Source organism: Bradyrhizobium sp. SRS-191 (genome assembly GCF_024586915.1).
GTDB lineage: Bacteria > Pseudomonadota > Alphaproteobacteria > Rhizobiales > Xanthobacteraceae > Bradyrhizobium.
This window is the reverse complement of the sequence record NZ_JANBVS010000005.1, coordinates 389,146-401,128: the sequence shown is the minus strand read 5'-3', so window position 1 is coordinate 401,128 and position 11,983 is coordinate 389,146. Positions and strand designations below refer to the sequence as shown.

Sequence of the window (11,983 nt, the reverse complement as noted above, 5' to 3'; positions counted from 1 at the left end):
ATACCCATCGCAACCTCCTCATCGAGTGTTGCGACGACCGATTGAATCCGCCACCCGGCATTCCCCGCGCGATGGTTTTCACGCTTATCTCGCGCTCTCCTCGGTGTACCGGCTTGTTAGTCACCGTCGCCTTCCGGATCATCATCCCCGAAAGACTTGGCGCCAGCTTCGGGGCGCCAGGACCACGCGTCTTCACGTCCGCAGACTGCCGTTCGTCGGCGGGCTCGGAAAGCCCGCTGCAGCACGCCTGCGGCCACCGCATCCCGTGCCCAACGTCTCGTGACGATCGCGAAGCGTCCCTCTCGCGGGCCCGGGATGACCGCAGTCAATCACAAATTCAGGAAATACGAAAGAAGATTATTTTTCGGCGCAGGACTGGACAGGCCAAATCAGCTTGAGATTGCTACGGAAATGACATTCCCGGCGCAAGCCCTGTTGATGCCACGACGCAGCACGGCGACTGCGTCGCTGTTTCATGCGCGTCCGATCCGAAGTTGCATGACGGGGGCTAAAGAATATCCGCGATCGAATGGCCCTGCAGCTCGATACCCAGGCCCTGCATGCCGAGATCGGTGATCTCGCCGCCCATCGCTTTCAGGCTCTCCTCGCGGATCAGTGACATCAGCCCACGGCGCAACGCCAGGAACTCCGACGACATCATCATGGATTGCTGGCGCGGCCGCTCCAGCGGGATCTGGATCTCGGCCTTGATCGAGCCGGGGCGCGCCGTCATGCAGTAGACGCGGTCCGACAAGAAGATCGCCTCGTCGATGTCGTGGGTGACGAACAGCACCGAGATCTTCAGCCGCTGCCACATGTTGGTGAGGATCTGCTGCATGATGATGCGAGTCTGGGCATCGAGCGCTCCGAACGGCTCGTCGAGCAACAGCACCTTGGGACCGGTCGCGAGCGCGCGCACAATGCCGACGCGCTGCTTCATCCCGCCGGAGAGACGTTCGGGATAGTGGTTCTCGAACGCCTCGAGACCGGCGAGTCCGAGCAAGGTGCGTGCGGCGCGGGCTCGCTCGAACTTGGGCATGCCGCGCATCTTCAAGCCGAACTCGACGTTCTCGCGCACGGTCTTCCATGGAAACAGCGAATACTGCTGAAACACCATGCCGCGCTCGGCGCTCGGTCCGGTGACGGCCTGGCCGTCGACGGTCACGACGCCGCTGGTGGGTTTGAGGAAGCCGGCGACAGCATTGAGCAGGGTCGATTTGCCGCAGCCCGAAGGGCCGACGATCGAGACGAACTCGCCGGGGGCGACATGGATCTGCGTGTCGGTGACGGCTTCGACTGCGCCGTCGATGGTCTCATAGCTCAGGGCGAAGTTACGGACGTCGATATGGCCCTGTCTCGTCTCCGCGGCAATCTGGCTCATCGCGACCTCCATGGCATCACCAATTGACCGGCGGCGCGGATCACCAGGCTGGAGCCGAGTCCGAGCACGCCGATCGCGATCATGCCGAGCGCAATGTCGGCATATTGGACCAGCGAGTACGCCTCCCAGGTGAAGTAGCCGATGCCGAACTGTCCTGAGATCATCTCGGCCGCGATCAGCGACACCCATGCGACGCCCATGCCGACCGTGAGGCCGGTGAAGATGTGCGGCAGCGATGCCGGGAAGTAGACCTCGCGAAAGATCGAGGTCTCGCGCGCGCCGAGGCATTTGGCGGCGCGCACGAGCACGGGATCGACCAGCGTCATGCCGTGCAGCGTATTGACCAGGATCGGGAAGAACGAGCCGAGGAAAGTGATGAAGACGATGCTCTGCTCATTGGTCGGCCACAGCATGATCGCCATCGGGACCCAGGCGATGGCGGGGATCGGGCGCAGCACCTCCGCAACCGGAAAGATGATCTCGTGCACCAGCTTGAAGCGGCCCATGATCAGGCCGAGCGGCACGCCGACCAGAGCGGCCAGCGAGAACCCGATGAAGATCCGGCGACAGCTGAGCAGGATGTGCATCAGGAACTTCGGATCATGGATCGCCTTGGTGAAGCTCGCATACACCGCCAGCGGCGCCGGCACGTTGGTGAACTTCACGAAGAAGACGACGCGGTAGGTCGTCAGCAGGTGCCAGGCGATCAGGAACAGGATCAGCGACGCGGTGCCGATCAGCAGGCCGCGCAGCCGGTCCTGGTTCAGCCGGAACCAGCGCGCGGCGCGGGAGGAGAGCTCCGGCCGGCTCGGCGGCGTGGCGGCGGCAGGCGCGGCGGGCGCCGCAGCCTGCTCGGGCGATGTCATCAAAGCGGGGCTGCTCAAGTCTTGCCTCCCGCCACTGCGAGCTTCACGGCCTCGTCGAGACCCATCACCTTGCCGCCGGTCTTCGCGGCATAGGCTTCGGCATCCTTCTTCAGCAGGAACGGCGCGATCTCGCCATTCGCTGCGGCGAAGAAGGCCAGGTCGGCGAACAGCTTGATGCCGCGGGCGGTGTCGAAGACATAGGCGACGTTGATCTTCTTGCCCTTGGCCTTGTAGTCGGCATAGGCGCCGAGCGTGCAGGCCGCGCTGCTGAAGGCCGAGATGCCCTCGCCATCGACCCAGACCTCGCCGGCCTTGCGCGGCTCGGTGATCGGCTTGTTGCAGAACTTGTCTTCGCCGGAGACCTCGTAGTTCGCGGTGCTGGCGAGCTCCTTGTCGTAGTCGAGCTTCAGCTCGGCATAGGCCTTGCGGATATAGCTGTCGTCGACCCACTTCTTCGGATCGAACTCCTTCATGCGCCCGAGGCTTTGCAGCACCTTGACGTCGGTCGCGGCCGCATCGACCAGCGCCGGCTTGATCGTCGGATCGGTGGTCATGTTGCCGCCGGGGCCGAGGAAGATGTAGACGACCTCCTTGTTGATCCCGGTCCATTCCTGGATCTTTTCGGCGGCCGCCTTCGGATCCTGGCGCAGCCACTGGTTGGCGGCGACGACCGCCTTGATGTACGCGATCACGACCTCCGGATATTTCTCCGCGAAGTCGGTACGGACGACCACGCCATGGAAGGTCGGCAGGTTGGTCTGGACGCCGTCATAGATCTTGCGAGCGAAGCCGCGGAACGGCAGCAGCTCGGCGAACGGCACGAAGTCGGCATGGGCGTCGATTTTCCTTTCCTGCAGGTTGGTCGAGCCGACCTCCGGGGTCTGGCTCACCAGCTGGAAGAAGTCCGAGGGATAGCCGCCGTCCTGCAGCGCCTTGAGGACCATGCCATGCGCGGCCGAGCCGAAGGGCACGCTGACGAGCTTGCCCTTGAGGTCCGACAGTTCGTAGTAGGGGGAGTCCTTGTGAACGACGATGCCGTTGCCCGAGCCCGACAGGCTGTAGGCGGCGACCGCAATGAGCCGGCTCTTGCTCTCGGGATTGGTCTCGAAGGTGAAGCCGTTCACGATCAGCGGGTAGTCGCCCATCATGCCGAATTGCAGCTTGTTCGCCATCATGCCGTTGGTGATCGGCGGGCCTGACGTGAAGTTCTGCCACTCGATCTCGAACTTGATGTTGGCGTATTTGCCGTCCCTAGGGAGATACTTCTCCAGGAGCTTGAGCTGCCGCACGACGGTGCCGGCGGTCACCGTGTTGGTGGTCGTGTCCTGGGTGCCGATTCCGATCGTGACCGTCTCTGCTGCGGCGGGCTGCGCTGCGATGAATGACAGGCAGGTGACGGACAATATGAGCGCTTCAAGGCGGCGGACCATTCTCATCCCCGTTCGGTTGGATGGCTGATGGCGCCATGATGAAGGCGGCGTGCGCGAGCGCAAATCCGGACTTCGGCTTGGGGTCGATTAGTTGCCGTCAAATCCCGGTTGCGTACTCCTTGGGCAACTTTGCTCCTGACAGCCGCTTGCATGAGCAGGCCGGCTAGTCGGCGGCCTGGCCGCGCATCTCGTCCAGGATATCGGGGCGGCAGACCACGATCTGTGAGCGCTTCGTTCGGACGATGTTCTTCTCCTGCATCCGTTTCAGACTGATCGTCACCCACTGCCGCGTGGCGCCGACCATGTGGGCGATGTCGGCGTGGGTGAAGGCTGCCGCGATGACCTTGCCGTCCGGATCATCGACGCCGTAGAGGTCGACCAGATGCAGCAGGAGATGCGCGAGCCGCTCGGTGATGGAGCGCGTGCCCAGCATCTGCGCCAGCGCGGAGTAGCACTTGCCCTTGAAGCTCAGGCCTTCGATCAGCCCGATCGCGAGGTTGGGGATGTCAGCGACCAGCGCGCGCAGCTCCTTGCCTGGAAGCTGAATGACGCTGGCGTTGCTGGCCGCGACGCCCGACCATTGATGCACGCCGGTGTCGAACACTTCCGGGCCGCCGACGAAATTGCCGACATGCCAATAGGCCAGCGTGATCTCGCGTCCCTGTGGCGAGGTGTAGAACACCCGGATGCGGCCGCTTTCGATCAGGAAGATGCCGTCGTGCTTGGCGCCCTGGCTGAACAGTGTCTGGCCGCGGTTCAAAACCTTGCGGCGCCCCTGCTTGAGCACCTGCTCACGCTCACGCAGGCTGAGCCTGTCGATCAGCGACGGCGGCCCGCCGATGGATTGCTGGCTTTCGCTGAGCAGGAGCGATGAACTGGTCACGGCGCGTGCGGATGTCAGGGGCGAGGGCACGGCTTCCGGTTTGGCCGCCTGCAGCAACATGTCTTGCCTCCGCATTGATCACGTTGATCAGGGGCGGAGCAATGTTCGTGCCATCCTGCACGGGGCGGCCCGGGCTCAGCTTGCGGCAAGTTCCCAGAGGTATGATTTCGGATAGATGCCGCGATTGTGGCCGTCGGAGAACGCGATGTTCAGTCCGTAACCAAGGTCTCCGATGCCGACGATGCCGATGGCTGGAAATTGCGCCGGGAAGCGGCCGTCGAAGCGCGCGCGCCGGCAATGTGCGCACATGCAGGACAGGCGCAGCCGTTCGGCCGACAGCACGGCGGGCGGCCGGCTCGCCTCCCGCAGCAGCAAGGATGTCAGATCGGAGCTGACCTCGCACTCCGCGACGTCCGATACGGCCATGTTGTCTCCTGGTTGTGCCGAGACCTTCGGGTCAGCTTAAGCTTGCGGCGCGGGGGCACCCAGCAACTAATTGCCAGCGGCAGCCGAATCTCTATTCCTCGTCCTCATCGGCGCGCTTTGAAACGTCCCACGGGCAAACTTTGCAACTAATCGACCGGCGCGGTGCTTTCGAAATTGCCGTATCGGCTCGTTTCCGCGACATCGTCGTCATCAACCGACGCATGGCGCCAGACGCCGCGAGGAGACGAGATGAGCGCTTTTCAGACCGCGACGGTGTTGTCGGTCCGGCACTGGACCGAGACGCTGTTCAGCTTCACCGCCACACGAGATCCGGGCTTCCGCTTCCAGAACGGCCAGTTCGCGATGATCGGACTCGAGGTCGACGGCCGGCCGCTGGTGCGCGCCTACAGCATGGCGAGCGCCAATCACGAGGAGGCGCTGGAATTCTTCAGCATCAAGGTTGCCGACGGCCCGCTGACGTCCCGGCTGCAGAAGATCAGGGAAGGCGACAGCATCCTGGTCGGACGCAAGGCGACGGGAACGCTGATCGCCGGCAACCTGATTCCGGGGCGGCGGCTGCTGCTGTTGTCGACCGGGACCGGGCTCGCGCCGTTCGCCAGCCTGATCAAGGACCCCGAGATCTACGAGACCTATGACACCGTCGTGCTGACGCATGGGTGCCGGCAGGTCTCCGAGCTCGCCTATGGCGAGCAGCTCGTCGACGAGCTGCGCGGTCACGAGTTCTTCGGCCCGCTGGTCCGGGACCGGCTGCTTTATTATCCCACCGTCACTCGCGAGCCGTTCCGGAACCGCGGCCGCATCACCGACCTCATCGCATCGGGGCAGATGTTCGCCGATATCGCTGGGCCCGATCTCGACCGCGAGACCGATCGGGTGATGCTGTGCGGCAGCCCTGGGATGCTGGCCGAGCTGCAGACCATGCTGGAAACGCGCGGCTTCACCGAAGGCAATCACAGCACGCCCGGTCATTTCGTCGTCGAGAAGGCCTTCGTCGAGCGCTGACCGCCGGCCGCGAAGAAATGCGCTCCGGCGACAACTAATTGCTATCGCCGGCCGTCCCGCTGAACAACTCTGACCCGGACCGGTGTGTTCCCGGCCAAGCAGGAGCTTAGAATGGCAATGGATGAAATCGTCGACGGCCTCTCGGAGGTGTCCTGCGACGTGCTGGTGATCGGCGGCGGCACGGCAGGTCCGATGGCCGCCCTGAAAGCCAAGATGAAGAATCCGAAGGCCAACGTCGTTCTGCTCGAGAAGGCCAACGTCAAGCGCTCCGGCGCGATCTCGATGGGCATGGACGGCCTGAACAACGCCGTCATCCCCGGCTACGCCACGCCGGAGCAGTACACCAAGGAGATCACGATCGCCAATGACGGCATCGTCGACCAGAAGGCGGTCTATAAATACGCCCAGAGCTGCTACGGAATTATCGAGGAGCTCGACAGCTTCGGCATCCGCTTCCTCAAGAACGAGAACGGCGACTACGCCGTCAAGAAGGTGCACCATATCGGCACCTATGTGCTGCCGATGCCGAACGGCGAGACGGTCAAGAAGGCGCTGTATCGCCAGCTGCGCCGCGCGCGCATCCTGATCTCGAACCGCTACATGGCGACGCGGCTGCTCAAATCGAGCGACGGCCGTATCGCCGGGGCGGTCAGCGTTAACACCCGCACCGCCGAGATCCTGGTGATCAAGGCCAAGGCCGTGATCCTGTGCATGGGCGCGGCCGGGCGGCTCGGCCTGCCCACGTCCGGCTACATGTTCGGCACCTACGAGAATGCCGCCAATTCCGGCGACGGCTACGCCATGGCCTATCATGCGGGCGCGGCGCTGGCCAATCTCGAATGCTTCCAGATCAACCCGCTGATCAAGGACTACAACGGCCCGGCCTGCGCCTATGTCGCCGGTCCGTTCGGCGCCTACACTGCCAACAACGAGGATCGTCGCTTCATCGAATGCGACTACTGGTCGGGCCAGATGATGCTCGAGTTCTACAACGAGCTGCTGTCGGGCAAGGGGCCGGTGTTCCTGCAGCTCAAGCATCTGCACGACAAGACCATCGAGGAGATCGAGCACACCCTGCACAAGGTCGAGCGCCCCACGCGGGGGCTGTTCCAGGAGGGGCGCGGCGTCGACTACCGCAAGGAGTCGATCGAGATGCACATTTCCGAGATCGGCTTCTGCTCCGGCCACAGCGCGTCGGGCGTGTTCGTGGACGACAACGCCCGCACCACCGTTCCCGGGCTCTATGCGGCCGGCGACATGGCCAGCGTGCCGCACAACTACATGCTCGGCGCCTTCACCAACGGCTCGTTCGCCGGGCTCGACGCGATGGAGTTCGCGGACAATCATGATTTCGGCGAGATCGACGCCGGAGAGATCGCGATGGAGCGCGAGCGCGTGATGGCGCCGACCAAGCGCGAGGACGGCATTCCGCCGAACCAGATCGAGTACAAGACGCGCAGGCTGGTCAACGACTACCTGCAGCCGCCGAAGGTGACGCGCAAATACGAGCTCGGCATGCGCCGCCTCGCCGAGGTTCGCGAGGACATGCAGGAGCGCATGATCGCGCGCAACGCGCATGAGTTGCTGCGCGCGCTCGAGGTGCAGTCGATCATGGATTGCGCCGACATGGCCGCCCACGCCTCGCTGTTCCGCGAGGAGAGCCGCTGGGGCCTTTACCATTGGCGCACGGATTTCCCGGAGAAGGACAACGAGAACTGGTTCTGCCACACGCTGCTGAGCAAGCAGGACGGCAGGATGACCAGCGAGAAGCGGGAGGTGCAGCCCTATGTCGTGCCGATCGCGGACGACGAGAAGGACCTCTACGACAAGCAGCGCATCCGCGCCAGCGCCTGACGATCAGACGGAGAACGAGACATGCCTCTTGCAACCTATCAGACGTCGGTTCCGGTGGTGGTCGACGACGCCAAATGTATCGCGGACAAGGGCTGCACGGTGTGCGTCGACGTCTGTCCGCTCGACGTGCTCAGGATCAGCGACATGACCGGCAAGGCCTTCATGGCCTATGACGAGTGCTGGTACTGCATGCCCTGCGAGGCGGATTGCCCGACCGGCGCCGTCACCGTCAACATTCCCTATTTGCTGAGGTGATCATGCCGAGCCCGTTCGAATCCTACGACGATCTCGACGACGCCGACGAGCGCCTCGGCGCCGCCGATCCGGCGGAGCGGCGGGTCGCGATCATCGCGCTGGGACATTCCGGCGATCCGGCTGCGGTTGCGCATCTGGCGAAGATGGTGGCCGATCCCGATGCCGGCGTGCGGCAGCAGGTGGCCATGGCGCTCGGTGAGTTCGACGGGCCGGATGCGGCGGACGCGCTGGTCAGATTGCTCGTCGATCCCGAGCGGATCGTGGCGTCAGCCGCGGCCGACAGCCTCGCGGAGTTCAAGGATCCAGCGTCGGCTGACGCCATCCTTCCGCTCGTCAAGCATCCCCACGCCTTCGTCCGCATGGGGGCGCTCCGCGCCCTGAAGGAGCTCAGGCGCAAGGATACGTTGAAGCCTGCGCTGGAGGCGCTGCAGGATCCCGATGCCGCGGTCCGCGTGCAGGCGATCGGCGTCATCGGCTTCCTCAAGCTCGAGGAGTCGATTCCCGCGCTGACGGCGCTGATCGGCGATCCCGACGCGCATGTGCGGCGCGCTGCGGTCAGCGCGCTGGCGTTCTCGCATCTGAAGATCGCCGCCGAGACCATCACCCGGGCGCTCAGGGATTCCGACTGGATGGTGCGCGAGATGGCGGCGGAGACGCTCGGCCTCAATGTCAATGGCGCCGTCGCCGCCGATCCGTTGATTGCGTGCCTTGCGGATGAGTTCTGGCAGGTGCGGCTGAAGGCGATCCGCAGCCTCGGCCGGATGAAGATCGCCCACGCCGTGCGGCCGATCGGCCACTGCATCACCCACGAGCAGGCCAATCTGCGCAAGGAGGCGGCCGCTGCGCTCGGCGAGATCGCCGCGCCGGATGGCGAGCCGTTTCTGGCGCTCGTCGCCGACGATCTCGATCCGGACGTGCGCAAGAACGCCAGATGGGCCCTGCATCAGATCGCAGCCAGCAAGGCTCGGGCCGGGTCCTGACGGCGTTCGCGGCGCGGCCGCGACTGTCCGTCACGCCGGGATGTCCGGAATTGCCGGACTTTTGTCATGCGACAACGGCCCGATGGCCTGTAGCCTGATCGCTTCAGATCAGGGTGCAGACCGTCATGACGAAAATTCACGTGAACGGCCGCGACTACGACGTCGCGGCGGAGGCCGATACGCCGTTGCTATGGGTGCTCAGGGATACGCTTGGGCTGACCGGTACGAAGTATGGCTGCGGCATCGCGCAATGCGGCGCGTGCACGGTCATGATCGACGGCCAGGCGACGCGGTCGTGCCAGGTGCCGCTTGACAGCATCGGCTCGGCCGATATCCGCACGATCGATGCAATCGAACAGGATGGCATCGGCCGCAAGGTGGTGGAGGCCTGGGTGGCCGACCAGGTGCCGCAATGTGGCTATTGCCAGTCCGGGCAGGTGATGGCGGCGACCGCGCTGCTCAAGCAAAATCCGAAGCCGTCCGACGCCGACATCGCCGACGCCATGACCAATCTCTGCCGCTGCGGCACGTATAACCGCATTGCTGCCGCGATCCGTCGTGCGGCCCAGGCCTGAGGAGACTTCGTCATGAATGCTTTCCTCAAGACCGACTTGTCCGCCGCGCTGCCGCTGATCTCGGCGCAGGGTGTCACCAACCTGTCGCGCCGCCGCCTGCTCGGGCTCGGCGCGGGCGCCTTCGTGCTCGGCACGCTGTTGCCGGCGTTGCGCGCGGAGGCCCAGAATGCTGTGTCCGTGAAGCCCGGCACGCGCGTACCGGCGTTCCTGGTGATCGGCAAGGACAATACCGTCAAGCTGCTCAGCCCGTTCGTCGAGGGCGGGCAGGGCATCAACACCGGCCTGGCGCAGATCGTCGGCGAGGAGCTCGACGTCCATCCGAGCCGCTTCGAGGTCGAATGCGCGCCGCCCGGTCCGGACTACGCGATCATCAACGGCCTGCGGTTGACCGGCGGCAGCTTCTCGACTCGCTCGAGCTACGAGGTGATGCGCAAGCTCGGGGCGAGCGCGCGCGAGATGCTGATCCGCGCCGCGGCGGCCAGGCTGAACGTCAAGCCAGAGGCGTTGACGACCGAGGACGGGCAGGTCGTGCATGCTGCATCCAGCCGGCGCCTGGCCTATGGCGAGCTGGCCGAGCAGGCGCTCGCTTTGACGCCGGCCGAGAACGTCCCCCTGCGCGATCCCGCGACCTTCCGCTACATCCGCCAGCCGATGGCGCGGCTCGATGTTCGTGCGAAATCGACCGGCAAGGCGGTCTATGCGATCGATCAGAAGGTCGAGGGCATGCTCTACGCTGCTGTCCAGCATGCGCCGGTGCTCGGCACCGAGCCGCAGGGCATCAGCAACGAAGCGACCGTGAAGGCGATGCCGGGCGTCGACGCCGTGCACAGGCTGCCGGGCGCCGTCGCGGTCACCGCGGACAGCTGGTATCGCGCGCGCAAGGCGGTCGAGACGCTGGAGGTCGCCTGGTCCAAGGCGCCGGCGAGCGGCTTCGAGGCGGTCGCGGCGGACTACTCCTCGTCAGGCCTGCTCGCCGCGCTGAAAGCGTCCGATGCGAGCGGCGTCTCCGCGGAGAAGGACGGCGATGTCGCGGCGGCCTTTGCCGGCGCTGCCACCATCGTGGACGCCGAGTACGACGCGCCCTATCTCGCCCATGGCCAGCTCGAGCCGCCGTCCTCGATGGCGCGCTTCAATGCCGACGGATCGCTCGAGCTATGGGTGCCCAACCAGATGCCGGAGCTGTTCCAGGGCATCGCCGCCAAGGTCGCCGGCCTGACACCGGACAAAGTGATCCTGCATTCGCCGATGCTCGGCGGCTTCTTCGGCCGCCACTTCGCCTATGGTTCGTCCAATCCGTTCCAGCAGGCGATCCTGCTGGCCAAGGCGACGCAGCGTCCGGTCAAGGTGCTGTGGTCGCGCGAGGAGGAGTTCAAGATGGACGCGCTGCGCCCCTTGAGCTTCAGCCGCTTCAAGGCGGCGCTCGACAAGGACGGAAGGCCCACCGCGATCCAGGTGCGCACCGTCGGCGAAGGGCCGATGGGCCGCTGGTTCGGTGTCACGGCCGGCAGCAAGGTCGACAGCTCCGCCGTCGAGGGCATCGTCGAAAAGCCCTACGCCATTCCCAATCGCAGCATGGAATATGCGAGGTTCGCGCATCCCGTGACCATCGCGTTCTGGCGCTCGGTCGGCCACTCCATGAACGACTACTTCTACGAGGGCTTCCTCGACGAGATCGCCGATGCCGGCAAGCAGGATCCCTATCAGTTGCGCCTCGCGTTGCTGAAGGACAGGCCGCGGCATCTGAAGCTGCTGGAGACGGTGGCGAAGATGTCGGGCGGGTGGAAACGCGGACCGTACGAGGCCGACGGTGGCAAGCGCGCCCGCGGCGTGGCGCTGGCCTCGCCGTTCGGCTCGGAGACCGCGACCATCGCGGAGGTCTCGCTCGAGAAAAGCGAGGTGCGCGTCCACCATCTCTGGATCGCGTTCGATCCCGGCAGCATCGTCAATCCCGCGATCGTCAAGTCGCAGGTGGAGTCGGCCGCGGCGCTCGGCCTGTCGGCTGCGCTGTTCGAGGAGCTCGTCTACAAGGACGGCGTCCGGCAGTCGCACAATTTCGACGACTATCCGATCCTGTCGCGCAGCGCGATGCCGAAGGTCGCCGTCGAGATCGTCGAGAGCGGCGCGCCGATGGGCGGTGTCGGCGAGCCGGGCCTGCCCGGGATCGCGCCGGCGGTGGTCAACGCCGTCGCTGCGCTGACCGGTCGGCACGTGCGCAGCCTGCCGCTGGCCAAGGCGAAGCTCGGCGTCTGAGGCGGGACAGCACAGCATCCCGGCATGACCGTGCCGGGATGCGTCTCGTCGGGACGTTCT

Annotated in this window: 12 protein-coding genes; 7 read left to right on the top strand and 5 right to left on the bottom strand. The window is 65.1% G+C overall.

Annotated features, from left to right (window positions below):
- Positions 1 to 398: hypothetical protein (locus NLR35_RS12620; protein WP_257166846.1), on the top strand; the 398-nt coding region annotated here is incomplete at its 5' end.
- 110 nt (positions 399 to 508) lie between these two features.
- On the opposite strand, the gene NLR35_RS12615 is transcribed toward NLR35_RS12620, so the two are convergent.
- The 5 genes from NLR35_RS12615 to NLR35_RS12595 form a co-directional block, all read right to left on the bottom strand.
- The gene (locus NLR35_RS12615) at positions 509 to 1,393 is read right to left on the bottom strand and encodes an ABC transporter ATP-binding protein (RefSeq protein ID WP_085962756.1); all 885 of its coding nucleotides are present in this window, start codon (positions 1,391 to 1,393) and stop codon (positions 509 to 511) included.
- On the bottom strand, positions 1,378 to 2,265 hold the full coding sequence (locus NLR35_RS12610; protein WP_257166845.1) for an ABC transporter permease: 888 nt from the start codon (positions 2,263 to 2,265) through the stop codon (positions 1,378 to 1,380). Before NLR35_RS12610 ends, NLR35_RS12615 begins: the two co-directional genes overlap by 16 nt.
- Positions 2,262 to 3,677 (bottom strand): ABC transporter substrate-binding protein, encoded by a 1,416-nt coding sequence (locus tag NLR35_RS12605; RefSeq protein ID WP_257166844.1) that lies wholly within the window; start codon positions 3,675 to 3,677, stop codon positions 2,262 to 2,264. The genes NLR35_RS12610 and NLR35_RS12605 overlap by 4 nt, the downstream gene beginning before the upstream one ends.
- Positions 3,678 to 3,840: 163 nt before the next feature.
- Positions 3,841 to 4,620 carry a Crp/Fnr family transcriptional regulator gene (locus NLR35_RS12600; RefSeq protein ID WP_006609935.1) on the bottom strand — a complete coding sequence of 260 codons (780 nt, stop codon included), beginning with the start codon at positions 4,618 to 4,620 and terminating at the stop codon, positions 3,841 to 3,843.
- Between the two features lie 75 nt (positions 4,621 to 4,695).
- A complete protein-coding gene (locus NLR35_RS12595) occupies positions 4,696 to 4,986 on the bottom strand; it encodes a gamma-butyrobetaine hydroxylase-like domain-containing protein (protein WP_257166843.1) in 291 nt (96 codons plus the stop codon).
- Positions 4,987 to 5,235: 249 nt separating this feature from the next.
- Between NLR35_RS12595 and NLR35_RS12590 the strand changes: the two genes are divergently transcribed.
- From NLR35_RS12590 to NLR35_RS12565, 6 genes are all read left to right on the top strand, one after another.
- Positions 5,236 to 6,009, top strand: coding sequence for a ferredoxin--NADP reductase (locus tag NLR35_RS12590; protein ID WP_257166842.1), 774 nt, complete (start codon positions 5,236 to 5,238; stop codon positions 6,007 to 6,009).
- A 111-nt stretch (positions 6,010 to 6,120) separates the two neighbouring features.
- Positions 6,121 to 7,863, top strand: coding sequence for a fumarate reductase/succinate dehydrogenase flavoprotein subunit (locus NLR35_RS12585; protein WP_257166841.1), 1,743 nt, complete (start codon positions 6,121 to 6,123; stop codon positions 7,861 to 7,863).
- A 21-nt stretch (positions 7,864 to 7,884) separates the two neighbouring features.
- A complete protein-coding gene (locus NLR35_RS12580; RefSeq protein ID WP_006609939.1) occupies positions 7,885 to 8,118 on the top strand; it encodes a ferredoxin family protein in 234 nt (77 codons plus the stop codon).
- Positions 8,119 to 8,120: 2 nt separating this feature from the next.
- Positions 8,121 to 9,098 carry a HEAT repeat domain-containing protein gene (locus NLR35_RS12575; protein ID WP_257166840.1) on the top strand — a complete coding sequence of 326 codons (978 nt, stop codon included), beginning with the start codon at positions 8,121 to 8,123 and terminating at the stop codon, positions 9,096 to 9,098.
- Positions 9,099 to 9,223: 125 nt separating this feature from the next.
- Positions 9,224 to 9,673: a (2Fe-2S)-binding protein gene (locus tag NLR35_RS12570; RefSeq protein WP_257166839.1), complete on the top strand. Its 450-nt coding sequence runs from the start codon at positions 9,224 to 9,226 to the stop codon at positions 9,671 to 9,673.
- Between the two features lie 12 nt (positions 9,674 to 9,685).
- On the top strand, positions 9,686 to 11,923 hold the full coding sequence (locus tag NLR35_RS12565) for a molybdopterin cofactor-binding domain-containing protein (RefSeq protein WP_257166838.1): 2,238 nt from the start codon (positions 9,686 to 9,688) through the stop codon (positions 11,921 to 11,923).
- Positions 11,924 to 11,983: the final 60 nt, after the last annotated feature.